Source organism: Kineococcus sp. G2, assembly GCF_037154035.1.
In the GTDB taxonomy this organism is placed as follows: Bacteria; Actinomycetota; Actinomycetes; order Actinomycetales; family Kineococcaceae; genus Kineococcus.
Genome location: NZ_JBBBEM010000003.1, coordinates 1 through 23,992 on the forward strand (window position 1 = coordinate 1; position 23,992 = coordinate 23,992).

Genomic DNA, 23,992 nt, shown 5'->3' on the forward strand with positions numbered 1-23,992 from the left:
CTGCGCAGGACGGGCCGGCAGTTCCGGAACCGGCTCGTCCGCCGCTGACGGACCGCCCCGGCGCGAGCCCCTCCCCGGTGCGGGGAGCGGGCTCGCGCCGTCACCAGCGGTCGCCGGTGACCTCCTCGCCGGTCCACCCCAGGACGTTGCCCACCAGGGTGATGTCCTTGCCGTCCGGCAGGATCATCGCCCCGTAGCGGCTGTTGTCCTCGAACGTGTTGCCCCGGATCACCAGGCCGGTGATGTTCGCGTCGCCGCGCACGTTCACCGTGTACGAGCCGCCGCCGAGGCGGTTGCCCTCGACCAGCACGTTCAACAGCTTCCTCGTGCCCAGCTCAGTGCCGACCATGAGCGCCGCGTTCAGCGGGTCGCGGCCGTCGGACGGGTCCAGCACGTTGCCGCGGATGACGACGTTCGAACCCGAGGTGGTCTGCACGGCGTCGCTGTGCAGCCCGTCCTGACGGGTCATGTCGTGGATCCAGCTGTCCTCGATGACGACGTCGTGCCCGAAGCGGGCACCGTCGGCGGAACCGTGCAGGTTCACGCGGCGCAGCGTGTAGCGGCCCCAGCCGATGCCCACGTCGGCCCCGGTGGCGTCGATCTCGCTGTCCTCGATCAGCAGGTTCCGCCTGCCCTCGGCGACCTTCACCGCCACCTGGCGGCCCTTCTTCCGGCACACGACCTCGCTGTTGCGGATCACGACGTCGTCCGCGTCGACGACGACGCACCCCACGATGCGCACCCCGTCCAGCACGGTGCCGTCCCGGGTGATGGTCTGGTCGCCGGTGAGGGTGCGCTGCGTGCCCCGCCCGCGCAGGCCCGTGGTGAGGGGGCCGGGGCGGCCGTCGGTGACCTGCGCGCGCACCGCGCGGGTGGGGCGCTGCACGCTCACCGCGCCGCCGGACGCCGTGCCACCGGACGCCGTGCCGCCGGAGCCGAGGGACCCGGCCGGGTCCACCACGCGCAGCGTCTTCGCGACGCTGCTGCTGGTGGTGCCCCTGACCATCCGCGCGGTGAGGCTGATGCGCCCGGAGAAGGACGACAGGTCCACGTCCGCGGTGGCGGTCCAGTCGCCGTTCGCGGTGGCGGGAGGGGTGGCGGCCACGGTGGTGCTGACGGCCCTGCCCGCCACGACGTAGGTCAGGGTGTCGAACGCCTTCGGCGAGCGCGTGGTCAGGGCCACGGTGGTGGCGGGCACGCGGGCGTTGTTGACGCTGGTCCCCGAGTAGGCGATCCACGGCGCGTTGCTGGCCGCGTGAGCGGGGACGGCGCCGCCGGTGGCCAGCACGAGGGACGTGCCCACGGCGGCCAGGACGGCCTTCCAGGTGCGCTTCGTGCTGGGCACGGGGGGAGCCTCCGCTTTCCGGTGTCTGTCGGGACGAGGTGTCCCTCCAGACATCGGGTCGGCGCGGGTGTCAGCGCCATCCCCTCATCGTGTGAGGCGAACGGGGTCGTTCCCCGGCCGAACGGTCACGGTGCGTGTCCGCGGGGGAGGGGGTGGGCCGCGGCCACCCCCGGACGGGTGCCGTGCCGGGGCGGCCGGGTCAGACCTGCGGCGCCACGGAGGGGTGCTCGGTGCGCACGAGCCTGCCGTAGGGCCCCACGACGACGTCGCTGCGGATCACGCGGGCCGGGGAACCGGCCACGATCGAACCCGGCGGTACGTCCTTGGTGACCACTGCCCCGGCCGCCACGATCGAGCCGTCGCCGATCGTGACTCCAGGCAGCACGATGCTGCCGGCGCCGATGAAGCAGTGCCGGCCGATGCGGGTGTGGGTCTTCTTCGCCCGCGTCATGTCGTGCGCGAGGACGATCGCCTCCAGCGCCACGTAGCTGCGCTCGCCGATGTGGATGCCCTGCGGGTGGGTGCGGTCGAAGCGGGCGGACAGGCTGAACGTGGCCGTGGGGTGGATGTCCATGCCCCACACGCGCACGTTGACCGCCCGCTTGACCCCCACGATCCCCTTGCGCAGCCAGCGCAGCCGGTTGAGCGACCTCGGCATCGGGGGATCTCTCCTCGGGTGGTCGGCCGTCAGGCGGCGGGGGCGGTGCGGGAGGTGGTGTCGCGGTCCCAGGCGACCGGGGCGCCCGCGCTCAGGCGCCGCCGGGCCCGCAGCCGCGTCAGCAGCCCCACCGCGGCGTAGACGGGCAGCGACGGCCACAGCCCCGGCCGCCGGGCCAGCCGGCGCGCCGCGGAGGCCGGGCGCGGTCCGCCCCCGGCGACCGCGGGGGCCGCGGAGGCGACGTGCTCGGCGACGCTGAAGCGGGCGCGGGTCTTGATCGCCACCAGCGCCCCCAGGGTGCGCGGGGGGTGCACCGTGAAGGTGGTGCCGGGCACCGACACCCGCTCGCCCGGGGCGAACAGGGCGCGCACGAAGGTGTCGTCGCCCGTGGCGTCGGGGAAGCGGCCGAAGCGGTCCCGGCCCTCGCGGGACAGGGCGTACAGCCCCGAGCCGATCAGGTCGTCGGTGACGTACGGCAGCGCCGTCCACACCCGGTAGTAGGCGCGCACCGGCCAGGAGGAGCGGGAGACGTCCACCCGCAACCGCGGGGCGGCGGCCAGCGCCGGCCCCTCCCGCAGCACGTCGAGCACGCGCCGCAGGTCGTCGCCGTCCACGGACACGTCGGCGTCCAGGTAGGCGCGCGGGAACGCGGTGCACGCCTCGTCGCCCAGGTCCAGCGCGTTCGCCTTGCCCGGCACGGCGGTCTCGACCACCCGCGCGCCGTGCGCGCGGGCCCGCTCCGCGGTGTCGTCGGTGCAGGCGTTGGCGACCACCACGACCTCCAGGTCGCCCTCACCGGGGCGCAGCGCGCGCAGGCACCGGTCGATGACGGCGCCCTCGTCGTGCGCGGGGACGACCACGCTCCCCCTCAGCGTGTTCACGCAGCGCACCGTAGCAGTCACCCCTCGGCGTCCCGCCCGATCCTGCTCAGGGCTCCACGACGCGCACGGTCTCCCCGGAGCGCTTGGCCGTGTTGCTGTCCGCCACCCGCACCTTCCCGTCCGGGGCCAGCACCGGGCCGTAGCGGGCGCCGCCGCCGAAGACGTTGTCCCGCAGGACGACACCGGAGACGCCCTCGTCGCCGCGGACGTTCACGCTGTAGTTGCCGCCGTCGAGGTAGTTGCCCTCGATCAGCACGTCCGACAGCTCGCCGGAATCGTTCTCGGCGCCCAGCTGCACCGCGGCGTTCAGGACGTCGCCGGTGGAGGTGTCCGTCGGCACCAGGGTGTTCCCCCGCACGACGATGCCGCTGCCGCCGTTGGACTGCAGCGCGTCGCTGTGGGAGTCGCCGACGCGCACCATGTCGTGCACCCAGCTGTCCTCCACCGTCACGTCGCTGCCCAGCCGGGGCCCGTCGACCACGTCGTGCACCTCCACGCGGCGCAGCGTGTAGTCGCTCCAGCCGACCGCGACCAGCGTGCTCCCCAGGCCGTCGATCTCGGAGTCCTCCACGAGCAGGTTCCGGTCCGAGCCCTCGATCACGATCGCGCGCTGCTGCTGCCCGCAGCGGATGCGCACGTTGCGCAGGACCACGTCGTCGGCCTTGATCGACACGCACCCGTCGATGTCGAGGTTCTCGACGACCCGGCCGTCCTCGGTGATCGTGAGCGAGCCGGAGGGCTCCAGCTCCTCGCCGAGCGGGACGCCGGTGTCGTGGGGGCCGGGGAACCCGGTCGGGATGCCCAGGACCCGGGCCTGCTGCTCCAGGCGCTCGCGCTGCGCGGCGAAGCGGTCCGGGCGCTCCTCCTCGCCGCCGGCGCACGCACCGGTGAGCAGGAGCGCGGTGGTCAGGGCGGCGAGCGCGGCGGGGCGTGGCAGCCGGGGCACGGGTACCTCTCGGGGATCGTCCGGCGTGCTCGTCGTCGAGGACACCGCGGCCGGGCGGGGGGCGAGCGGACGTGTCGGCGCCAGCATACGGGCGCGGTCGGGGCCCCCGGGTGCGCGAGCGTCGCGGATGTGATCACCGAGGCGTTTTCTTGCTACCAGTGGTCACTGTGCAATGCTCTGCGTCGTCAGCCGAGGGCCGGACGGGTGTCGCCCGGCCTGACGAACCCCGAGGACGCGCCACCACCCCCCGGTGCGCGCGAGGGACGACGAGGCCGAGGAGAGGTCCATGACCGTCGGATCGCTGATGCGGGTGCTCGTGCACCGCTGGTACCTCACCGTCGTGGTCGTCGCCCTCGTGGCGTGGTTCACGCGCGCCGCCTGGAACCAGGCGGAGCCGCAGTACGAGACCACCGCGACGTTCCTGGTGACCCCCAGCGTGGCCCTGTCCACCCCGCAGGGCGAGACGCCCCCGGGGACCCAGCCGGGCCCGCGCAACCCCTTCTCGCTGTCCGGTGGCGCCAGCACGCTGGCCGCCACCGTGGCCACCGCCCTGAACACCGCCCCCGTGCAGGCGGCCGTGCTCGGCGCCTTCCCCGAGGCGTCCTTCGCCGCCGGGGACGCCACGAGCAACACCGGCAGCCGCACCTACTTCGACGTGGGGGTCACCACCTCCACCCCCGAGGCCGGCCCCGCCGTCATCGACGCCGCCCTGCAGGCGGCGAGCCAGCAGCTGCTGGAGGTGCAGCAGCGCGTGCAGGCACCGCCGGACGGGCTGTTCATCGTGGTCCAGTCCACCCCCACCGACGGCCCGCGCGAGCTGTACCCGGACCGGGCGCGCGCCGCCGGCGCCGTCGCGCTGGGCGGGCTGGCCGCCGGGACCGTCCTGATCGTGCTCGCCGACCTGGCGCTGTCCGCGCTGGGTGCGCGCCGCCGTCGTCGCCGGGTCACCCGCACCGGGACCGCCGAGCCGGTCGAGCCGACCGCACCCGCCGCCGGCGAGGTGCGGCCCGGTGGGGCGGAGCGGGGTGCGAGCGCCACCGGGCTCGACCTGCGCGACGGCGAGCCCGGCCGGCGGGAGGCCCGGGAGCGGGCGGGCAGCTCCGCCCGGTCCTCCTGAGCGCCTCGGCGGCGGCCGCGTCGATCGGGCGCGCGGTCGCCGACCCGCTGCACCGCGTCCCGTCCCGCCCGCGCCCGCTGCGGACCTCCTGGCTGCCCATCGCGGTCGTCGTGTGCGCGTTCACGCTGCCCGGGAACTTCGTGGTGCCCGGGCCGCTGCGCTCCAACGGCGCCCCCGCCCGGCTGTTCTCCCTGGCCTGCCTCGTGCTGGCCGTGCTCACCGTCCTCGCCGCGCACCGCCGCCGCGCCGACCGGCAGGAACCGCGGTGGTCCCTCGTCGGCGCCGTCCTCGTCCTGTCCCTGGCCGAGGCGCTGTGGAGCTACGGCGTGGCCCTGACGAACCCGCTGGACGCCGCGCAGTCCGCCGGTGCGCTGCGCTCCCTCCTGGGCGCCTTCGGCACCAGCGGTGTCGCGATCTACCTGTGGCTCGTGCTGCGCCGCCGCGACGACCGCGACCGGATCCTGGGCTGGATCGTCGGCCTCGCGGCCGTGTCCGCCGTCGTGGCCGCCGCCACCTGGGCGGGCCTGCCCGGCTGGGCCTCGCTCGTGCGCGCCACCGGGCTGGTGGAGAACACCCCCACCCTCGGCAGCGTCAGCCGCCTGGACTTCCTGCGCGCCCGCGGCACCGGCGAGCACCCCATCGAGTACTCCCTGGGCCTGACGGCCGCGCTGCCGATCGCCCTGCACCTGGCCCGCCACGCCGCCACCGTCCGCGCCCGCCGCTGGTCGGGCCTGGCCACGGCCCTGATCCTCGTGGGCGTGCCGCTGGCCGTCTCCCGCACCGCCGTCCTGGGCCTGGCCATCGCCGTCGTCGTCTCCGTCTCGGTGTGGCCGGCCGGGCAGAAGCTCGCCGCCCTGGTCGCCGGGACCGCCGGCGCGGTGCTGATGTTCGTGCTCGTGCCCGAGCTGACGCGCTCGCTGACGGAGATCTTCCTGCGGGCCGAGGAGGACGACAGCATCACCGGCCGGCTCAACGACTACGCGCTGGTCGAGGAGATGTTCCGGGAGAGGCCCTGGCTGGGCATGGGCGCCGGCGTGTACCGGCCCGAGACCGGTGGCGTGTACCTGGACAACACGTTCCTGGGGGCCCTCATCGGTGGCGGCGCCGTCGGCGTCCTCCTCTTCGCGGCGCTGTTCGTCGTCGGTGGCGCCGTCGCGTGGGACCGCAGCGTCCTGGCCGCCGACGCCGCCGAGCGCAGCCTGAACCGCGCCCTGCTGGGAGCCCTGGCGGTCGTGGCGATGGGCGGGGCGACCAGCGACGTGACGTCGTTCCAGCAGCCGACCGTGGTGCTCATGGTGGCGCTGGGCGTGCTGGCCTCCAGGGCCGGCGAGGTGCGCGGCGATCGACGAGACAGGCCCCCCGCCGTCGCGGGGGCGGAAGGAGCGGGGACGTGACGGACCGTTCGGTGGACCAGGAGCGCGAGAGCACCGGTGAGGGCACCGCCGCGCTCGGGGAGACCGTGCCCGCGCTGCGGCGGCGGTTGCTCTCCGACCTGCGCGAGGCGCTGCCCGAGCACCCGTCCTGGACCGCCCTCGACTTCCCCATGCACCTGAACTGCGGCGACTCCGCCCTGCACCTGGGGCTCGAGGCCGCCGCCGCCGAACGCGGCGTGCGGGTGCGCCGGGTCCTGGACCGCAGGTCCTACCGCCCGGAGCTGCTCGACCCCGACTCCCTGCCGGTGTCCATGGCGGGCGGCACGTGGGGCGGGCTGTACCCCACCCACCACGAGCTGCGGCTGCGGTTCCTGCGCGACACCCGGGGCCGCGACGCGGTGCAGCTGCCGCAGTCCATCGAGCACGTCGACGAGGAGCACCGCGAGCAGCTGCGCCGGGCCGTCGGCGAGCACGGCCGCTTCACCTTCCTCGTGCGCGACCGGCGCAGCTACGAGATCGCGGTGCGCGACTACGACTGCGAGGTCCGCCTCGTGCCCGACCTGGCGTTCGCGCTCGGCCCCCTGCCGCGCCGGCCCGCCACCCGCCCCCTGGCCGTGCAGGCGCGCACCGACCGCGAGGCCGGGAGGGTCGAGGGGTTCGAGGAGACCTTCGACTGGATCACCGCACCACCGCGCTCGCGCTCCGCGCTGCTGCTGCGCCTCGCCACCCGGCTGAACGCCCAGCAGCGGCGCAGCGCGGCACCCCCGGTCGCCCTGGCCGCGCGGACGGCGATGCGTGCGCTGGCGCGCGCGAACCTGGACCGGGCGTGCTCGATGCTGTCGGCGGGGGAGCGGGTCGTCACCGACCGCCTGCACGGCCACGTCATCAGCACCCTGCTGGGGATCCCCCACGTCGTCGTCAACGACAGGTTCGGCAAGGTCCGCGCCCTGTACGAGACGTGGACCGCGCCCGACCCCGTCAGCCGGTTCGCCGCCTCCTGGGCGCAGGTCCCCGCAGCGCTCGCCCAGCTCGAGCACCCCGCACCCGGCCCCGTCCCCCCCGGAGGGCCTCGGTGACGTCCTCGCTGCGCGCCCGGGCCGCCTCCGGCGTCCTCTGGAGCGCCGCGCAGATGTGGTTCGTGCGCGCCACCACGACCGGCGCGTTCATCGTCATCAGCCGCCAGCTGACGCCCACCGAGTTCGGCCTGGTCGCCCTGGCCATGTCGGTCATCGCCGTGCTGCAGCTGCTCAGCGACAGCGGCATGGCGACGTACCTGATCCGCGTCCCCGACATCCGCGAGCGCCACCGCAGCACCGCGTTCTGGACGAGCCTGCTGCTCGCCTGCGTCCTCGCCGGTGCGCTGGCGGCGCTCGCCGGGCCCGTGTCCGCCCTGTTCGGCGAACCGGGCCTGGCGCCGGTGCTGCGGTGGCTGAGCCTGGGCCTGGTCCTCACCGGCCTCGGCAGCGTCCCCACCGCGCTGATGCGCCGCGACATGCGGTTCAAGTCCCTCGCGGTGCGCGGAACCGTCGCCACCGTCATCGGTTCCGTCGTGGCCATCACCCTGGCGCTGCTCGGCGCCGGCGTGTGGGCGCTCGTCGCGCAGAACCTCGTGCGCGGCGTCGTCAACGTCGCCATCACCTGGTCGGTGGTGCGCTGGTGGCCGCGGTTCCTCCTCGACCGGGGCGAGGCGCGCACGATGCTGGCCTTCGGCGGCAAGCTCCTCAGCGTCGACCTGCTGGGGCAGGCCCGCGCGCGCGGTGAGGAGTTCGCCATCGCGGCGATCGCTTCCGCCACCACCCTGGGTTTCTGGTCGCTGGCGAACCGCCTCGTGCGGATCATCCGGGAGACCGGCAGCTCCGTGGTGAGCACCGTCGCCACCCCCGCGTTCGCCCAGCTCCAGGGCGACCGCCCGCGCCTGTTCCGCGCCTACGGCACCGCGATGTCCACCGCGGGGCTCGTCATGTTCCCCGCCCTGCTGTTCCTCGCCGTCACCAGCCCCGACCTGGTGCCGCTGCTGCTGGGCGAGCAGTGGGCCGTCACCGCGCAGGTCGCCCAGCTCGTCGCCCTCTCCGGGGTGCTCGGGGTGTTCAGCCAGTTCGACCGGGCCGTCTTCGTGGCCGTCGGCAAGCTGCGCCCCGAGATCGTCATGGTCTCCGTCATCGTCGCCGTCCACCTCGCGGTCGTCGTCGTGCTCCTGCCGCACGGGCTGCTGTGGGTGGCGGTGGGCCAGCTGGTGCGGCAGGTCCTGGTCGTCCCCGTGCGCCAGGTCGTGCTGCACCGCAGCGTGGGGCTGCCCCTGCGCAGCTCCGCCACGGCGTTCCGGGTGCTCGCCGCCGCCGTCGTCATGGCGGTGCTCATCGAGGTCTGCGTCCTCGCGCTGGACGACGCCGACGCGTGGGTCCGGGTGCTCGCGTCCCTCGCCGTGGCCGCCGCGACCTACCCCCTGGCGCTGTGGCTGCTGGCCCGCCCCGTCGTGCGCAGCGCGCTCGCCGACGTGCGCGGCCTGCGCCGCCGTCGTGGCCCCGTCCCGCCCGTCCAGGCGCCGTCCGAGGACGCCGTCGCCGTCGGCGCCGCCCCGGGCGCCGTCCCCGGTGCCGGCCCCGGTGCCGACGTCACCGCGACCCCCGGAGGTGGCACGACCCGTGAGCGCTGAGCCGACCACCGCCCCCGCGCCCGCCCCCCACCCGGGGCGGCCCGTGGACGTGTCCGTCGTCGTGCCCTGCTTCAACGTCGTCGGCGTCGTCGAGGAGCAGCTCGCCGCGCTGGCGGCGCAGGACCACGACGGCGCGTTCGAGGTGGTCCTCGCCGACAACGGCAGCACCGACGGCCTCGCCGACCGCGTGCCCGCCTGGGCCGAGCGGTACGGGCTGGACCTGCGGTGCGTGGACGCCTCCGCGGTGCGCGGCGTCAGCCACGCCCGCAACGCCGGGCTGCGCGCCGCGCGCGGCGAGCTCGTCGCCGTGTGCGACGCCGACGACGTCGTCGTCCCCGGCTGGCTGCGCGCCCTGGTCGAGGCCGCCCGCGACGCCGACCTCGTCGGCGGCACGATGGACGTGGTCACGCCCAACGACGCCGTGCGCCGGCAGTGGCGGCCCGGGCCCACCCCGGGGCGGCTGCAGACCCGCTTCGGGTTCCTGCCGTTCGCGATGGGCTGCAACCTGGCCGTGCGCCGCGACGTGGCGCTGGCGGTGGGCGGCTGGGACGAGTCGTACGTCGCCGGCGGCGACGACGTCGACTTCAGCTGGCGGGTGCAGCTCGCCGGGTACCGGATCGCCCTCGCGGAGGGCGCCGTGGTGCGCTACCGCTACCGCACGGACCTGAGGGGCACCGCGCGGCAGTTCCGCGACTACGCCCGCAACGAGGCGCGCCTGCTCGCGCAGTACCGCGAGCACGGTGCGGCGGCCCCCGAGGGGGTCTTCCGCGAGGACCTGACCTGGCTGCTGCGGCACTGCTACCACGTGCTGCAGGGCCCCGGCCGCCGCGGGCGCTGGGTGTGCCGGGCCGCGCGCCTGTACGGCCGCGAGCAGGGCCGGCGCCGCTACCTGCGCGGGGCCTGAACCGCCTCGCGCACGTCCGCCAGGTACCCCTCCCGGGCGGAAACCAGTGTTTCCGCCCCTGCGAGCAGCGCAGACGAGGCGGAAACACTGGTTTCCGCCCGGGGAGGGGCGACGCGGGCGCGCAGGGCGCGGACCAGCTCCCGCGCGCTGGCGGCGGTGCCGTCGGCGGCGCTGGTGTAGAGCACGGCGCCGTTGCGGCGGGCCTCGGTCAGCGCGTGCGGGGGGCGCACCGCGGTGGCGGTAGCGCCCAGCACCGCCCACGGCGAGCGCCCCGCCAGCGCGCGCAGCACCGCACCGGGCACGGGGGCTCCCAGGACGTCGCGCGCGCGGCCCAGCGCCATCGCCACGGCCAGCCCGGTGCCCGCCCGCGCGCAGCGCTCCACCAGCACGTCCCAGTCGCGCACCGCCGCCGCGCCCAGGCGCAGGTCGTAGGACCACAGCAGCCGCCAGGCGCCGCTGAGGCAGGCGTGCAGCGCCAGGTGGTGCAGCTGGTCGTCGGCGTCGAGCACCGGTGCCGGTGTCCCCAGCAGGCCGGCGGGCCGGGTGCGCCCCAGCAGCCCGGGCACGTCGACGCGGAAGCGGGCCCGGCGCCCGGGCCGGTTGACCAGGTGCCAGTGCAGGTCCAGGAACGTGCCGTGCGGCAGCGCCACGGCGATCTCCCCGGCGCGGGCGGCGCGCACACCCGCCCAGTCGGGGTCCATGGCGCGGGCCCCGCGGGCCTCCAGGGCGCGCAGCGCGTCGCCGAACGCGGCCGGGTGCACGAGCACGTCGAGGTCGTGGAACTCGCGCGGTGCGCCGCCGTGCAGGGTGGCGGCGACGGCGGGGCCCTTCAGGACCGCCCACGGCAGCCCGTCCAGGGCGTCGGCGACCACGCGCAGGTCCAGCTGCACGGTCAGCTGCCGGGCGCCCTGCACGAGCGCGGCGCGGCGGGTGGCGGCGCGCAGCGCGCGCTGCGCCGGGTCCGGTGCACCGGCCAGCAGGTGGTCCAGGGATGGGCCGACGCGGTGGTGCCGGGCCACGAGGGTGAGAGCGTCCGCGTCGACGCCCGACGGGTCCGCGGCCCCGCCGGCCAGCACCGCACGCGCGAAGGCTCCCGCCGCGCGCGCTGCGCGGCGGGAGCCCACGGGGACAACCGCGTCCGGGGCGTTCGGGGCCGGGACGCTCAGAGGGTGCCGGCGGAGCAGTCGCAGGAGACGGTGTAGAGCGGCTTGCCGGCGAGGAAGTCGCCGTCGCTGGTGACGCCGAAGTCCTTCGGGGTCTCCAGGGTCAGGTCCGCGAGGGACCCGAGGGTCGTCAGGGCGGGTGCTTCGTACGGTCGGGCCACGTCGTCCTCCTGGTACCGGGGTCGGGTCGGTGCGGGTCGTCGCCGGGGGCTCGCGCCCGTCAGGAGACGGTGTAGAGGTCCTGGCCGTCGGCGCACAGGAAGTCGCCGTCGCTCTTGAACCCGAAGTCCTTGTCGCGCAGCGTCAGCTCGGCGAGGGAGCCGAGGGTGGTCAAGCGCGGGGCGACGTAGTGCTCGGCCATCGGGGGTCCTCCTGAGCGTGCCGACGAGAAGTGAACAACTGTCAGTGAGTGCGAGGCTACTGCAAGTCCCCCCCCGGTGGCGGTTGCTTCCGCGACCGGTGCACCACGCGGCGTAGGGGCGGTGGTGCGTCCGGACCAGGGGGCTGGTTCGCTTCCCCCGTGCACCGGGACCCGGACGCCCCCGCCACCGCGGACCCCGCCACCGCGGCCGCGGCGCCCACCGCCTACGGCCTGGCCCTGCCCGACCTCGCCGGCGCCGCGCACCTGCTGCGGCCCGCCCGCGGCGGGGAGACCACCTGGCGGGTGCACCGCCGCGTCGCGGGCCCCGGCGAGCAGGACGGCGCACCGCCCACCGGGGGCCCGCCCCCCGACGGGCACGACGAGGCCGCCGGCCACACCGCCCACCTCGACGCCGAGCGCGCCCGCCTCGGCGTGCCCGGCGGCGGGAGCGTCCTCGTCGACCGCGCGAGCCGCACCACGACGTTCACCACCCCGCACCCGCTGAGCGACGCCGAGGTCGTCCACCCCCACCTGGCCTCCACCGCCGTCACCGTCGCCCACTGGCGGGGGCGCCTGGCCCTGCACGCCGCCGCGGTCGTGGCCGGGGGGCGGGCGTGGGCGCTGCTGGGGGAGCGCGGCGCCGGCAAGAGCACCGCCCTCTACTCGCTGGTGCGCGCCGGCCTGGTGCCCGTCACCGACGACGTCCTCGTCCTCGACGGCGCCCGGGTGCTGCCCGGCCCGCGCTGCGTGGACCTGCGCCTGCCCTCCGCCGAGCACTTCGGCGCCGGCGACGACCTCGGCGTCGTGGGCCGCCGGCGCCGCTGGCGGGTCGCGCTGGAGCAGGACGCCGGCGACCTGCCGGACGACGTCGAGCTCGGCGGGTTCGTGCACCTGGCGTGGGGGCAGAGCACCGCCGTGGACACCGTGCCCGCCCAGCACCGCCTGCCCGCCCTGCTCGACGCGCTCGCGCTGCGGCTGCCGCCGGCCGACCAGGTCGGGCTGCTGCGGCTGCTGGCGCTGCCGACGGTGCGGCTGACGCGGCCGCGCCGCCTGGAGGACGCCGAGCGCGTCGCCGACGCGCTCGCCGCCCACCTGACCCGGCTCAGCGCGTCGGCGCCCCCTCCTCGGCCAACCACGCCTGCTGCAGCAGGGTGAGCGAGTGCAGGTCCGGCAGCGGTGAGAGCCACTCGGCGCGCAGCGCGTCCGGGTCGACCAGGCCGGTGTCCACGCCGCCGCCGCGCCAGCGCCGCGCGAACCGCGCCCCCGGCCCCGCCCAGAACGCCCCGTCGAAACCCGCCTTGGTCTCGCGGGCGAACAGCTGCGCGGGCAGCAGGTCGCCGAAGTGCCGGGCCAGCTCCGGCCCGCGCCCGCGCGGTCCCGCCCACCCCCACGTCGCCGCGGCCGCCGTCAGCACCGGCGCCGCGGAGAACGGCGAGACCACGCGCACGTCGTGGGCCGTCGCCATCCGCTCCTTCGCCCGCGCGGCGACCTGCAGGATCCGCCCCGGCCACACCCAGGTGCGCGCCGAGGCGTCCCAGCGCAGCGGCTCGGACGCCCGGTCCCGGGCCAGCTCCGCGCGCAGGCGGCGCTCGGCGTCGGGGCGCAGCCAGCCGAACGCCACCGGCAGGTGCCGGCGGGTGCGCAGCGCCCGCACCCGCCCGGGGGCGGCCGCGGTGAACAGCAGCGACGGCACCCGCCGCGCGCGCAGCGGAGCGCGCCGGGCGGCCACCCGCACCACGGGGTAGCGGCGCACCGGCGCGAACAGCTCGTCGCCGCCGATGCCGGTGAGCACCGAGCCGCCGCGCGCGGCGGCCAGCACCGGCTCGTGCAGGTGCCCGTTGAAGGGCGGCAGCACGCCGTCGCGCAGCAGCACCGCCCGGGCCACCGGCCCCAGCACGTCCATCTCGTCCGACCACTGCGGCCGCTGCCACTCGCGCAGGCCCAGGGCGCCGACGACGAGCTCCTGCCAGGAGGTCTCGTCCGCGTCCGGCACGGCGGGGAAGCGGTGCGTGAACGGCACCGGGTCCGCCAGGCCCGCGCGGCGGGCCAGCGAGGTCGCCACGGCCAGCACCACGGAGGAGTCGCGGCCGCCGGAGAAGCTCACCAGGCACGGCGGGCGCCGCAGCGCCGGCAGCACCGCCGCCTCGAACGCCGCCCGCAGCGGCGAGCGCGTCCCGTCCCCGGCCGGCGGGGGCGTGCGCGGCAGCGGGGCGACGCCGAGCTGGCGGCCGTAGGGCATGCCCCACGCGGTCTCCAGCGGCGTCAGCCGGTCCACCGGTGCCGCGCTCGGCCTCACCGCCCGGCGGGTGCGGTCGCCGGCACCCGCGTCAGCTCCCGGTAGCGCTCGCTCTCGTCGGCGTCGTGCCCGTCCAGCCAGGCGTGGGCGGCGAAGCCGTCGGCGACCGAGGCCGCCACCACCACCTCGCGCGGCTCGCCGTGCGCGAGCAGCCACGCCTGCACCACCAGGCACCGCTGCAGGCAGGTGGCGCCGCGGCGCCGCAGCACCGCCTCCACCGCCGCCAGCGCCGGTGCGGGCAGGTCCGGCGGGGGAGCCACCCGGGTGCGCAGGCCGTCGCGGGGCAGGTCCGTCCGCACCCGGTGCAGCGACCGCTGCGCCCACCAGGCGGCGCGCAGCCCGCCCGCGGTGAGCAGGCGCGCGCGGCGGGCGGTGCGCCGCCGCGCACGCAGCACCCGCACGCGCAGCGGCGCCCCGGCCCGCGCGGGGCTGCCGGCGCTCACGTCAGCCCGCCCGCAGCAGCGGGGCGCAGGAGGTCAGGAAGGCGTCCAGGTCCGCCTCGGCGCGCTCGCGGGGCACCTCGAAACCGGTGGTGAGCCGCTCCAGCAGGTCCGCGCGGGTCGTGCCCTCCACCAGCAGCGGCCACAGCGCCACCCCGGCGCCGGAGACGGCGTGGTACGTGGAGGTGGTGGTGTCCAGGACGACGATCTGGTCGTCCACCTCGTTCCAGGCGAGCTCATCGGCCCGGACGGCGACGCGGTCCACGGTTCCTCCTCGGGGTACGGTGGGCACCCAGCGTAGGGCCGTGCTCACGCTCGCACCCGGGGGAGCGCCAGTCGTAAGATGGATGTATGACGGCGCAGATGTGGTCCTTCCGGCTCCCCGCCGAGGAGGCCGAGCAGACCACGGCCGACGCGGAGTACCTCGGGCTCGACCGGACCGAGACGGTGCGCCGGGCGCTGCGGCTGCTGCACCGCGAGGTGGAGGCCCAGCGGGCCGCCCAGGAGATCAGCGACTTCTACGGCGGGGACGAGGCTCCCCTGCCGGACGGCCTGCGCCGGTGAACCAGGCGTTCCGCGGAGAGGTCTGGGACGTCGCCTTCGACGAGGCCGGCGACCACCCCGCCGTCGTCGTCAGCAACCACGTCCTGCACGAGCGCCTGGGGCACCTGGCCGTCCTGCTGACGACGGGGACGGCGGGCCCCCGTGCCACGCACGTGCCGCTCGACGCGGACGCCGGGCTGACGGGGCACGACGTGTCGTTCGTCAACGTCACCGACATCCACAGCGTCCGCAAGCGTCAGCTCCTGCGCCTGCGCGGTCGGCTGTCCCCGCAGGAGGTGCGCACGGTCGAGTCCCGCCTGGGGCTGTACCTGTCGCTGGGCTGAACTCTCGCCCACCACCGGTGGTGAGCGGGGGCTCACCCCTCCCGGTACGCCTGCGCCTGCAGCGCGTACAGCTCCGCGTACAGCCCGCCGCGCGCCACCAGCTCCGCGTGGGTGCCGACGTCGTCGACGCCGCCCTCGCGCAGCACGACGATGCGGTCCGCCTCGCGCACGCTGGAGAAGCGGTGCGAGATCAGCAGCACCGTGCGCCCGGCCGCCAGCTCGCGCACCTGCGCGAACAGCTCCGCCTCGGCGCGCGCGTCCAGCGCCGCCGTCGGCTCGTCCAGCACCACCAGGTCGGCGCCGCGGTAGAACGCCCGCGCCAGCGCCACCCGCTGCCACTGCCCCAGCGACAGGTCCACCCCGCCGGCCAGCTCCGTGCTCAGCGGCGTGGCGTACCCCTGCGGCAGCCGGCGCAGCAGGGCGTCGGCGCCGGCCTGCCGCGCCGCCGCCGGCACCGCCTCCGACTCGTCCGGGCGGCCGGTGCGGCCCACGGCGATGTTGTCGTGCCCGCTCATGCGCCACTGCACGAAGTCCTGGAAGACGACGGCCACCTGCTCGCGCACCGCCGCGGCGCCCGGGCCGGTGACCACCTCGCCGTTCCAGCGCACGACGCCCGCGCTGGGGGAGTGCAGCCCGGCGACGATCTTCGCCAGCGTCGTCTTGCCCGAGCCGTTCTCCCCGACCAGCGCCACGACCTCCCCGCGCCGCACCTCCAGCGAGACGTCCCGCACCGCCGGGTGCGCCGCGCGCGGGTAGCTGAAGGAGACGCCCTCCAGGCGCAGGTGCTCGAACGTCCCGGCCGCCCGCACCGGGCCGGTCGCGGCGGCCGGGCCGCCCAGGGCCAGGAAGGCGCGCAGGTCGTCCAGGAACAGCCCCGACTCCAGCACGCTGCCCACCCCGGAGGTCAGCGCCTGCAGCCGCGAGGCCAGCAGCGGCGCCGCGGCCCCGGCGGCACCGGCGTCGGCCAGGGAGAGCCGGCCGCGGCCCACCAGCCACAGCAGCAGCACGGCGGTGACGACGAGGCTCACCCCCGTCAGGGCCTGCGCCGCCACCGCCAGCCGCACCCGCCGCGCCACCTGCCGGCGCAGGTCGCGCTCGTACGCACCGGCCAGCGCCTCGTAGCGCCCGCGCAGCGCACCGGCCAGCCCGTAGGCGCGCACCTCCTTCGCCTCGCGCCGGCCGGTGAGCGTCTCGCGCAGGTAGGCGCGGTGCCGGTACGCGGGCGTCTGCGCCACGGCGAAGTCGAACTCCAGGCGCCCACCGCGCCGCGACAGCAGGAACAGCGGCACCCCGGCCAGCAGCAGCACCGGCAGCAGCACCGGCTCGATGGACCACAGCGCCGCGAACAGCCCGACGCTGCCGACCAGGCCGCCGAGGATGCCGACCAGGCCCTGCGCCACCCCCACGGGCCGCGACACCGCGTTCGTCGTCACCCGCTGCAGCCGGTCGTAGAAGGCGGGGTCGTCGAAGCGCTCCAGCTCCACGCTCGAGGTGACGTCCAGCACCCGCCCCCACACGGCGCGCTGCACCGCCTCCGACAGCAGGCGCAGCCGCTGCCCGCGCACCGCCCCGGAGAACCCGGCGACCAGGCTGACGGCCGCCAGCGCCAGCAGCGGCCCGGTCAGGTCCGCCACAGCCGCGGCACCGGTGCCGGCGCCGCCCAGGGCGCGGGCCAGGGCCTCGCGCCCGACGAGGACCTGCACGCCCAGCAGCGCCGAGGCCAGCAGCTGCACGCCGAACACCAGCAGCAGGTCGCGGCGGCGCGCGTGCCAGCACAGCCGCAGCGCCTCCGCCACCAGCGCGGGCAGCGCCCGCACCTCGCGCCGGCGCTCGCGGCCCTCCTGCGCCAGGGCGACGTCGTCGACCCGGCCCGGCGGTGGCGCGGGCTGCTCGGGCTGCGCGGGCTGCTCGTGCTCGGGCTGCTCGTGCGCCGGCGGCTGCCGGTGGGGCCCGCGCGCAGCCCGGTGCCGGCCCGGCCCGGTCCCGGGGCCGCTCAGCGGTACTTCACCGCCGCGGCCGCCCGCCCGTAGCGCATGTAGAAGGCGCCCACGACGTACGCGGCCCGGCTGCGCGGGCCGTTCAGCTCCCGGGCGCGCACCGCGCGGGCCAGCGCACCGACCGGCGGCGCGAACGCCCGCACCGACAGCGCCCCGGGAGGCTGCTCGCCGTCGCGCACGCGCCGCTGCCGGCCCTCCTGCACGCGGCACAGCTTCTTCCACGCCTCGGCGTAGGACTCGCGCGCGGGGTGGCGGACCACGGCGTCGGGCACGTACGTCAGCGGGTACCCGGCGGCCACGGCGCGGGCGCACCACTGGGCGTCCCCGCCGGAGAGCAGGCGGTCGTCGAAGGGCCCCACCGCGTCGAACACCTCGCGCGGCACCACGAGGTTCGCGGTGACGGCGAAACCCCGCGGCACGGTGCGGTCCTGCCGGAACGCGTTGACCACCTCGAACGCCTCCACCGGGTGCGGGCGGCGGGGGTCGCGCGGGTACACCCGCACCCGGCCGGCGACGACGCGCGCCCCGGCGTCCAGGGCCCGCACGGCCGCCGACACCCACGAGGGGTCCGGCAGGGTGTCGGAGTCGGTGAACGCCAGCACGTCCCCGCTCGCGCGCGCGACGGCGGCGTTGCGGGCCGCGTAGGAACCCGGACGCGGCTCGCTGAGGAACTCGACGCGCGGGTCCAGGTCGGCGAGGTCGGTGCGCGGGTGCCGCGAGCCGTTGTCCGCGACGATGATCCGCAGCTTGTCCGCCGGGTGGTCCTGCGCCAGCAGGGCGCGCACGCAGGCCTCCAGGCGCGGGTCGTCCTTGACGGGGACGACGACGTCGACGGCGGGGGCGCTGGTCGGCTCAGGGGCCGGCTCGGGGATCGGCGCGGCGCTCGGCATGGGGCGGGCGTCCCTCCGGGGGCGGGGTGGTCGGGGCGCATCGTCGCACACCCGTCGTTGCACCCCGGCGACCCGGCGTAGCAGGATGCCGCCACGTGACCGCCCTGAGGGAGACCGCCGAGCGGGAGGCCGCGACGCCCGCCGCACCCCCCACCGCGACCGTCGTCGTGCCCGTGCACGACGGCGTCGACGACCTGCGCCGGTGCCTGGCGGCGCTGCGGGCGCAGGACTACCCGGCCGGGCGGTTCCGCGTCCTCGTCGTGGACAACGCCTCCCGCGAGGACGTCTCCACCGCCCTGCCGGACGACGAGCGGTTCGTGCTGCTGTCCGAGCCGGTGCCCGGTTCCTACCGGGCGCGCAACCGCGCGCTGGAGGTCGCCGACGGCGAGGTGCTGGCGTTCACCGACGCGGACTGCACCCCCGAACCGGACTGGCTGCGCCGCGGCGTGGAGGCGCTGCGGCGCACCGGGGAGCACCTGGCGATGGTCGGCGGCGCCGTGGAGCTGACGTTCCCCGCCGGTCGCCCGCGCACCGCGTGGGAGCTGTACGAGGCGGCGCACGCCTTCCCGCAGAGCGAGTACCTGGCCAAGCAGCGCTTCGCGGTCACCGCGAACCTGTTCACCTGGCGCTCGGCGGTGGCGGAGATCGGCCCGTTCGACGCCTCGCTGGCCTCGCGCGGGGACGCGGAGTGGGGGCAGCGCCTGGCCTCGCGCGGCGGCGCGCAGGGGTACGCCCCCGACGCCGTCGTGCACCACCCGGCCCGCTCCACGTGGTCGCAGATGTGCGCGAAGACGCTGCGGGTGGCGCGCGGGCGCCGCGACGTGGACCTCGCGCGCGGGCGGGGCCGGCGGCACTTCGCCGGTGTCGCCGCCTCGCACGCGCGGCTGGCCCTGGCGGCCCTGGCGCACCCGCCGGTGCGCCCCGGCGTGCTGAACACGCCCGCGGACCGGGCCCGCTACCTCGCCGCGCACACGACCGCCCGTGCGCTGTTCGTCGCCGTCTACGCGCCCTGCGCGCTGCGCAGCGGGTCGGTGACGCCCGGTACCCGCACCCCTACACTCCCCGCATGACCGACCCCCGGCCCGACCTGGACCTCATCCACGGACTGGCGGACCGCTGGTGGAACGCCGTGCGGACGGCCGTCGGCGGACCGCGGGCCGCCCTGCTCGACTTCCCCGGGTACCGCAACGTCGGTGACTCGCTGATCTGGGCGGGGACGCGGCGCCTCCTGCCGCGCGCCGGCGTGGAGGTCACCTACGTCTGCGAGAAGCACGGGCTGCGCGGCTCGGCCCTGCGCCGGTGCAACGGCGACGCCCCCATCATGCTGAGCGGAGGGGGGAACTTCGGCGACGTCTGGCCCGACTTCCAGAGGTTCCGGGAGGAGGTGGCCGCGCAGTTCCCGCGGCAGCGGATCGTCCAGCTGCCGCAGTCGTTGTGGTACGACCACCCCGAGCGCGCCGTCCCCGGTGCGCTGGCCGCCCACCCGGACCTCGAACTGATGGTGCGCGACCGCCGCAGCCGGGAACTGGCCTCCTCGATGTTCCCCGCGGCCCGGGTGTCCCTCGTCCCCGACGCGGCGTTCGGCCTGGGGCCCCTGCGGCGCACCGCCCCGGTCGACACCGACATCCTCTGCCTGGTGCGCGCCGACCGGGAGAGCCGCGGGTACGCGGACGAGTTCCGGCGCGCGGGCCTGCCCGTGACCGACTGGGGGACCCACCGGTTCTCGCGCCGCGCGTGGAAGGCCAAGCGCCGCGGCGTCGGGGCGGTGCGCCGCGCCGAGTCGGGGGCGACCGCCCCGCTCACGCAACCCGTCCTGAGGTCCCTGTACTCCTCGATGGCGCGCCAGAACCTCGACGCGGGGGTCCGCACGTTCAGCGCTGCGCGGGTGGTCGTCACCGACCGCCTGCACGGGCACGTCCTGTGCCTGCTGCTCGGCATCCCGCACGTCGTGCTCGACAACTCCTACGGGAAGATCCGCGACTTCCGCGAGGCGTGGACCTCCGGCAGCGAGCTCACCCGCACCGCCGCCACCGCCGACGAGGCCGTGGACCTGGCGCGCGAACTGCTCGGCTCGCCCCTGGCGGCCGCGCCGTGAGCACGCCCGGACCCGGAGCGGCCGGGGTCGCGACCACCACGCCCGGGGGCACCCCGGTGCAGGTGGCGGTCGCCTCCGCGCACACCGCGGGCTGGCCGCAGCGGCACGCCGCCGGCCTGGTCCCCGACCGCTTCCCCTACGGCCTGGACCGCCTGGCCGAGCACGGCCTCGCTCCGGAGCTGCTCGGCGTGGGCCCCGCGAACCCCGTGGAGCGCGTCAGCGGCAGGCTGCTGGACGGGATGCGCTTCGGCGGCCGCTCCTGGGCCGGCGCCTGCCCGCTGCTGACCTGGGAGGAGCGCATCGGGGTTCCCGCCCTCGCCTCCGCCGGCCGCCGGCGCCCCGTGGTCTCCGGCGTCGTCTGGTGCACCGACGACGGCCCGCGCGCCGCGCGCGCCCTCGCCCGCCGGTTCCTGCCGCGCGCCGCCGGCCTGTTCGTGCTCTCGCGCGCGCAACTGCCCGTGCTGGGCTCCTGGGGGCTGGACGGACCGCACGTGCGGTACGTGCCGCAGGGCGTGGACACGGGGTTCTGGGCCCCGCGCACCGCCGACCCCCTCCCGGGGGCCGTGGTCTCCGTCGGCAACGACCGCCACCGCGACTACGCCACCCTCGCCGCGGCGTGGGCCCCGGTGCGCGCCGCCCACCCGGGCGCCACCCTCACCGTCGCCACCCACCGGCCCGTGGATGCCGGGGAGGGCTCCCGCACCGTCCAGCTCGACCACGTCGCGCTGCGCGACGAGCTGTACGCCACCGCCTCGGTCGCGGTGGTCCCGCTGGTGCCGAACCTGCACTGCTCCGGGCTGACCGCCACCCTGGAGGCGATGGCGGTCGGCCTGCCCGTGGTGACCACCCGCACGCCCGGCATGGACGACTACGTCGCCGACGGCGAGACCGGGCTGCTGGTGCCGCCGGGCGACGCCGCGGCGCTGGCCGCGGCCGTGCGCGGGCTGCTGGAGGACCCGCAGCGCGCGGCGGAGATGGGCCGTCGCGGCAGCGCGCGGGTCCGGGAGCGGTTCTCCACCGCCCGGATGGCCGCGGACCTGGCCGGCCTGCTGCGGGAGGTCGCGTGAACCCCGGACCCGGCACCGGGCGCCGGCCGCTGGTGGCCGTGGTCTCCAGCACGGCGTTCGAGGGCCACCGGCTGTACGAGCAGCGCCTGGCCGCCGAGCTCGCCCGCGAGAACGACGTGCTGTTCGTGCAGCCGCCCACCGCCGTGTGGACGAAGCGCGACGGGCTGCGCCTGGGGCGCGGGCCGGTGCCCGCCCCCGCCGGCACGCGCGTCGTCACCCCGTGGGTGCCGCCGGCCAGCCGCCGCCGCGGCCTGCACCACCTCAACGGCCCGGCCATCGCGCTGACCCTGCTGGCGGCGTGCCTGCGGGACGGGCGCCGCCCCCGCGCGGTGGTCTCGGCGCAGCACGTCACCCGCCCGCTCGCGCGCGTCGCCCGTGCGCTGGGCGCGCGCACCGCGTTCCTCGTCAAGGACGACTACGTCGCCGGCGCGGAGCTCGTGGGCGTCCCCGCCGGGCGGCTGCGCGCCGGGCGCGGGCGCAGCATCGACCTGGCCGACGAGGTGGTCGTGGTCTCCCCGCGCTTGCAGCGGCTGGCCGCCGAGCGCGGCCGCACCGCGCACCTGGTGCCCGCCGGCGCCCCGGAGCCCGTCGCGGCCCCGGCCCCGGCGCAGGCGCCGGAACTGCCCGCAGGCCCGTTCGCGGTGTTCCTGGGCATGGTCTCGGACCGCATCGACCTCGACTGGCTGGAGGAGCTGGTCGCCGCCGGCACCGAGCTGGTCGTCGTCGGCCCTCGCCAGCCCACGTTCACCCAGGACGCCACCTGGCAGCGCCTGGTGGCGCACGAGCGGGTGCACTGGCTCGGCCCGCGCGACGCCGCGCAGGTCGCCGCGGTGCTGGCCCGCGCCGCGGTCGGCGTCATGCCGTACACCCTCTCGGAGTTCAACCGGGCCAGCTTCCCGCTGAAGGTCCTGGAGTACCTGGCGGCGGGCCTGCCGGTCGTCTCCAGCCGGCTGGACGCCGTGGAGTGGCTCGGTGCGCCGGGCGTGCGGATCGCCGACGACGCGGCGGGTTTCGCCCGCGCCGTCGCCGAGCTCGCCGGGGACCCGGCGGCCGGTGCGGACGAGCGCCGCGCGTTCGCCGCCCGGCACACCTGGCGCGAGCGGGGGCGCCGCTGGCGTCAGCTGCTGGGCCTGCTGCCGGCACCCGGGCCCGCGTCCGGCGAGGAGGACCCGCGCCCGGCGCCCGAGGCGGCCCCGGCCCGCTGACGGCGGTGCGGCAGCGGCCGGCGGCGGGCGGTGCCCGCGGCCGCGCTCCTCAGGGGAGGCGGAACACCTGGGAAGGAGCTCAGGTCGCGGCCGAGGCCCGCAACCCGGCGGTGAACCGCTGGACCTCCTCGAACACCGGCAGCGCCCCCGCCTCGCGCGCCCGCGCCAGCGTCGGGGCCTGCTCGTCCTTGCCGGACAGCGTGAACTCCAGCTCCCGCCCGTCGCGCCCGGTGCGCGGCCAGTCGATGGCCAGGTCCGCGTCCAGCGGGTGCACGCCGTGCTCGCGCTCGGGGGCGTACCCGGCCGAGCACAGGTAGACGACGGTGGAACCGTCGGCCAGGGAGAGGAACGCGTGCCCCAGCCCCTCCGACAGGTACACGGCGCGGCGGTCCACGTCGTCGAGGAGCACGGAGTCCCAGCGGCCGAACGTCGGCGAGCCCACCCGCAGGTCCACCACCACGTCCAGGACGGCGCCCGCGGCGCAGAACACGTACTTCGCCTGCCCCGGCGGCACGTCGGCGTAGTGCACCCCGCGCAGCACGCCGGCCGCCGAGACCGAGCAGTTCGCCTGCGCCAGCGCCAGGCCGTGCCCGGCGGTGCCGGTGAAGTCCGGCTCCCTGAACCACTCCAGGAACGTGCCGCGGTCGTCGCCGAACTGCCGGGGGGTGAACTCCCAGGCTCCGGGCACGCTCAACTCGCGCGTCTGCACGGTGCTGTTCCTCTCCGCCGGCGGTGGCCCCGGTCGGGGCCCTGCGGGCGCGACCCTACCGAGCGAACCCGCCGGCGGTGCAGGCTGTCGGTGAGGAACCGGTCACCGTAGGCTGCGGCGCGTCGTGCCGGAGGAGGACGAGGGGGACGTGTGCGCTGGGTCGTGACCGGGGCCGCCGGGATGCTGGGGACGGACGTCGTGGCGGCGCTGCGCGAGCGCGGGGAGGACGTCACGCCCCTCGGGCGCGCGGACCTCGACGTCACCGACCTCGCCGCCTGCCGGCGCGCGGCGACCGGTGCGGACGTCGTCGTGAACTGCGCCGCGCACACCGCGGTGGACGCCGCCGAGACCGAGGAGGCCGCCGCGTTCGCCGTGAACGCCGTCGGTGCCCGCAACCTCGCGCTCGCCGCCGCGGCCGCCGGGGCGCGACTGGTGCACGTGTCCACCGACTACGTGTTCGACGGCGAGGCCACCGAGCCCTACGCGCCGCAGGCCCCGCAGGCGCCGCGCGGGGCCTACGGGCGCACCAAGGCCGCGGGGGAGTGGGCGGTCGCGGCCAGCGGCGCCGACGCGCTCGTGCTGCGCACCGCCTGGCTGTACGGCGAGCACGGTGCGTGCTTCCCGAAGACGATGGCCCGCGTCGGCGCCGAGCGCGGAGCGCTGTCCGTCGTCGACGACCAGGTCGGCCAGCCCACCTGGACGCGGGACGTGGCGCGCCTCGCGCTGGACCTCGTGGCCGCCGGCGCCCCGGCGGGCACCTACCACGCGGTCTCCGCGGGCCGCTGCTCCTGGTTCGAGTTCGCCGCCGCGGTGCTGGCCTCGGCCGGGCTGGAGCGGGTGTCGCTGGAACCCGTCACCAGCGCGGAGTTCGTGCGTCCCGCGCCGCGGCCGGCGTTCTCCGTGCTGGACACCTCGAACCTGGCGCCGGTGGGCGTGGAACCCGTGGGCGACTGGCGCGAGCGCTGGGAGGTGGCGGCCGCCGCCGTCCTGGGCTGACGGCTGCGC

The 23,992-nt window shown here is 77.0% G+C and carries 27 protein-coding genes; 14 read left to right on the top strand and 13 right to left on the bottom strand.

The window, feature by feature from the left end; translation table 11 throughout:
* Window positions 1–100: 100 nt before the first annotated feature.
* From V9U69_RS00095 to V9U69_RS00110, 4 genes are all read right to left on the bottom strand, one after another.
* Window positions 101–1,345 carry a right-handed parallel beta-helix repeat-containing protein gene (locus V9U69_RS00095; RefSeq protein WP_337059247.1) on the bottom strand — a complete coding sequence of 415 codons (1,245 nt, stop codon included), beginning with the start codon at window positions 1,343–1,345 and terminating at the stop codon, window positions 101–103.
* A 199-nt stretch (window positions 1,346–1,544) separates the two neighbouring features.
* Window positions 1,545–2,003 (bottom strand): acyltransferase, encoded by a 459-nt coding sequence (locus V9U69_RS00100; RefSeq protein ID WP_337059248.1) that lies wholly within the window; start codon window positions 2,001–2,003, stop codon window positions 1,545–1,547.
* A gap of 29 nt (window positions 2,004–2,032) precedes the next feature.
* Window positions 2,033–2,884, bottom strand: coding sequence for a glycosyltransferase (locus V9U69_RS00105; RefSeq protein ID WP_337059249.1), 852 nt, complete (start codon window positions 2,882–2,884; stop codon window positions 2,033–2,035).
* A 46-nt stretch (window positions 2,885–2,930) separates the two neighbouring features.
* Window positions 2,931–3,830: a hypothetical protein gene (locus V9U69_RS00110; RefSeq protein WP_337059250.1), complete on the bottom strand. Its 900-nt coding sequence runs from the start codon at window positions 3,828–3,830 to the stop codon at window positions 2,931–2,933.
* Window positions 3,831–4,116: 286 nt separating this feature from the next.
* On the opposite strand from V9U69_RS00110, the gene V9U69_RS00115 reads away from it, so the two are divergent.
* The 5 genes from V9U69_RS00115 (at window position 4,117) to V9U69_RS00135 (ending at window position 9,877) form a co-directional block, all read left to right on the top strand.
* Entirely contained in the window at window positions 4,117–4,947 is an 831-nt protein-coding gene (locus V9U69_RS00115) for a hypothetical protein (protein ID WP_337059251.1), read from the top strand.
* 110 nt (window positions 4,948–5,057) lie between these two features.
* Window positions 5,058–6,341 carry an O-antigen ligase family protein gene (locus V9U69_RS00120; protein ID WP_337059252.1) on the top strand — a complete coding sequence of 428 codons (1,284 nt, stop codon included), beginning with the start codon at window positions 5,058–5,060 and terminating at the stop codon, window positions 6,339–6,341.
* Complete coding sequence (locus tag V9U69_RS00125) at window positions 6,338–7,396, top strand: polysaccharide pyruvyl transferase family protein (RefSeq protein WP_337059253.1); 1,059 nt, start codon at window positions 6,338–6,340, stop codon at window positions 7,394–7,396. Before V9U69_RS00120 ends, V9U69_RS00125 begins: the two co-directional genes overlap by 4 nt.
* Window positions 7,393–8,973, top strand: coding sequence for a lipopolysaccharide biosynthesis protein (locus V9U69_RS00130; protein WP_337059254.1), 1,581 nt, complete (start codon window positions 7,393–7,395; stop codon window positions 8,971–8,973). Before V9U69_RS00125 ends, V9U69_RS00130 begins: the two co-directional genes overlap by 4 nt.
* Complete coding sequence (locus V9U69_RS00135) at window positions 8,963–9,877, top strand: glycosyltransferase (RefSeq protein WP_337059255.1); 915 nt, start codon at window positions 8,963–8,965, stop codon at window positions 9,875–9,877. Before V9U69_RS00130 ends, V9U69_RS00135 begins: the two co-directional genes overlap by 11 nt.
* On the opposite strand, the gene V9U69_RS00140 is transcribed toward V9U69_RS00135, so the two are convergent.
* The 3 genes from V9U69_RS00140 to V9U69_RS00150 are packed head-to-tail and all read right to left on the bottom strand — an operon-like array spanning window position 9,859 to window position 11,401.
* Window positions 9,859–11,001, bottom strand: coding sequence for a nucleotidyltransferase family protein (locus tag V9U69_RS00140; protein ID WP_337059256.1), 1,143 nt, complete (start codon window positions 10,999–11,001; stop codon window positions 9,859–9,861). The genes V9U69_RS00135 and V9U69_RS00140 overlap by 19 nt on opposite strands.
* Before the next feature lie 38 nt (window positions 11,002–11,039).
* Complete coding sequence (locus V9U69_RS00145) at window positions 11,040–11,201, bottom strand: lasso RiPP family leader peptide-containing protein (protein WP_337059257.1); 162 nt, start codon at window positions 11,199–11,201, stop codon at window positions 11,040–11,042.
* A gap of 59 nt (window positions 11,202–11,260) precedes the next feature.
* The gene (locus V9U69_RS00150) at window positions 11,261–11,401 is read right to left on the bottom strand and encodes a lasso RiPP family leader peptide-containing protein (RefSeq protein WP_337059258.1); all 141 of its coding nucleotides are present in this window, start codon (window positions 11,399–11,401) and stop codon (window positions 11,261–11,263) included.
* Window positions 11,402–11,560: 159 nt separating this feature from the next.
* Between V9U69_RS00150 and V9U69_RS00155 the strand changes: the two genes are divergently transcribed.
* Window positions 11,561–12,556, top strand: a complete 996-nt coding sequence (locus tag V9U69_RS00155; RefSeq protein WP_337059259.1) for a hypothetical protein — start codon at window positions 11,561–11,563, stop codon at window positions 12,554–12,556.
* On the opposite strand, the gene V9U69_RS00160 is transcribed toward V9U69_RS00155, so the two are convergent.
* Genes V9U69_RS00160 through V9U69_RS00170 form a run of 3 tightly spaced genes read right to left on the bottom strand, consistent with a single transcriptional unit; the run spans window position 12,504 to window position 14,402 of the window.
* Complete coding sequence (locus tag V9U69_RS00160; RefSeq protein ID WP_337059260.1) at window positions 12,504–13,697, bottom strand: asparagine synthase-related protein; 1,194 nt, start codon at window positions 13,695–13,697, stop codon at window positions 12,504–12,506. The two genes, V9U69_RS00155 and V9U69_RS00160, sit on opposite strands and share 53 nt — an antisense overlap.
* Window positions 13,694–14,140, bottom strand: coding sequence for a lasso peptide biosynthesis protein (locus tag V9U69_RS00165; RefSeq protein WP_337059261.1), 447 nt, complete (start codon window positions 14,138–14,140; stop codon window positions 13,694–13,696). The genes V9U69_RS00160 and V9U69_RS00165 overlap by 4 nt, the downstream gene beginning before the upstream one ends.
* A 1-nt stretch (window position 14,141) precedes the next feature.
* Window positions 14,142–14,402, bottom strand: coding sequence for a PqqD family protein (locus tag V9U69_RS00170; protein WP_337059262.1), 261 nt, complete (start codon window positions 14,400–14,402; stop codon window positions 14,142–14,144).
* Window positions 14,403–14,488: 86 nt separating this feature from the next.
* Here V9U69_RS00170 and V9U69_RS00175 point away from each other — a divergent pair, with 86 nt between their 5' ends.
* Both V9U69_RS00175 and V9U69_RS00180 read left to right on the top strand, forming a co-directional pair.
* Entirely contained in the window at window positions 14,489–14,701 is a 213-nt protein-coding gene (locus V9U69_RS00175) for a hypothetical protein (protein WP_337059263.1), read from the top strand.
* On the top strand, window positions 14,698–15,024 hold the full coding sequence (locus V9U69_RS00180) for a type II toxin-antitoxin system PemK/MazF family toxin (RefSeq protein WP_337059264.1): 327 nt from the start codon (window positions 14,698–14,700) through the stop codon (window positions 15,022–15,024). Before V9U69_RS00175 ends, V9U69_RS00180 begins: the two co-directional genes overlap by 4 nt.
* Window positions 15,025–15,056: 32 nt before the next feature.
* Here the strand turns inward: V9U69_RS00180 and V9U69_RS00185 are convergent, their stop codons facing one another.
* A complete protein-coding gene (locus tag V9U69_RS00185; protein ID WP_337059265.1) occupies window positions 15,057–16,820 on the bottom strand; it encodes an ABC transporter ATP-binding protein in 1,764 nt (587 codons plus the stop codon).
* Between V9U69_RS00185 and V9U69_RS00190 the strand changes: the two genes are divergently transcribed.
* A complete protein-coding gene (locus tag V9U69_RS00190) occupies window positions 16,791–17,054 on the top strand; it encodes a hypothetical protein (RefSeq protein ID WP_337059266.1) in 264 nt (87 codons plus the stop codon). The genes V9U69_RS00185 and V9U69_RS00190 overlap by 30 nt on opposite strands.
* Here V9U69_RS00190 and V9U69_RS00195 read toward each other — a convergent pair.
* The gene (locus tag V9U69_RS00195) at window positions 17,018–17,911 is read right to left on the bottom strand and encodes a glycosyltransferase (RefSeq protein WP_337059267.1); all 894 of its coding nucleotides are present in this window, start codon (window positions 17,909–17,911) and stop codon (window positions 17,018–17,020) included. The genes V9U69_RS00190 and V9U69_RS00195 overlap by 37 nt on opposite strands.
* A 95-nt stretch (window positions 17,912–18,006) precedes the next feature.
* On the opposite strand from V9U69_RS00195, the gene V9U69_RS00200 reads away from it, so the two are divergent.
* The 4 genes from V9U69_RS00200 to V9U69_RS00215 are packed head-to-tail and all read left to right on the top strand — an operon-like array spanning window position 18,007 to window position 22,278.
* Window positions 18,007–18,981 (top strand): glycosyltransferase, encoded by a 975-nt coding sequence (locus V9U69_RS00200; RefSeq protein ID WP_337059268.1) that lies wholly within the window; start codon window positions 18,007–18,009, stop codon window positions 18,979–18,981.
* Window positions 18,978–20,006 carry a polysaccharide pyruvyl transferase family protein gene (locus V9U69_RS00205; RefSeq protein ID WP_337059269.1) on the top strand — a complete coding sequence of 343 codons (1,029 nt, stop codon included), beginning with the start codon at window positions 18,978–18,980 and terminating at the stop codon, window positions 20,004–20,006. The genes V9U69_RS00200 and V9U69_RS00205 overlap by 4 nt, the downstream gene beginning before the upstream one ends.
* Window positions 20,003–21,073, top strand: a complete 1,071-nt coding sequence (locus tag V9U69_RS00210; protein WP_337059270.1) for a glycosyltransferase family 4 protein — start codon at window positions 20,003–20,005, stop codon at window positions 21,071–21,073. Before V9U69_RS00205 ends, V9U69_RS00210 begins: the two co-directional genes overlap by 4 nt.
* On the top strand, window positions 21,070–22,278 hold the full coding sequence (locus tag V9U69_RS00215) for a glycosyltransferase (RefSeq protein WP_337059271.1): 1,209 nt from the start codon (window positions 21,070–21,072) through the stop codon (window positions 22,276–22,278). Before V9U69_RS00210 ends, V9U69_RS00215 begins: the two co-directional genes overlap by 4 nt.
* Before the next feature lie 79 nt (window positions 22,279–22,357).
* Here the strand turns inward: V9U69_RS00215 and V9U69_RS00220 are convergent, their stop codons facing one another.
* The gene (locus V9U69_RS00220) at window positions 22,358–22,987 is read right to left on the bottom strand and encodes a dTDP-4-dehydrorhamnose 3,5-epimerase family protein (RefSeq protein ID WP_337059272.1); all 630 of its coding nucleotides are present in this window, start codon (window positions 22,985–22,987) and stop codon (window positions 22,358–22,360) included.
* Window positions 22,988–23,137: 150 nt separating this feature from the next.
* On the opposite strand from V9U69_RS00220, the gene rfbD reads away from it, so the two are divergent.
* Window positions 23,138–23,983 (top strand): dTDP-4-dehydrorhamnose reductase, encoded by an 846-nt coding sequence (gene rfbD, locus V9U69_RS00225; RefSeq protein WP_337059273.1) that lies wholly within the window; start codon window positions 23,138–23,140, stop codon window positions 23,981–23,983.
* Window positions 23,984–23,992 lie beyond the last annotated feature (9 nt).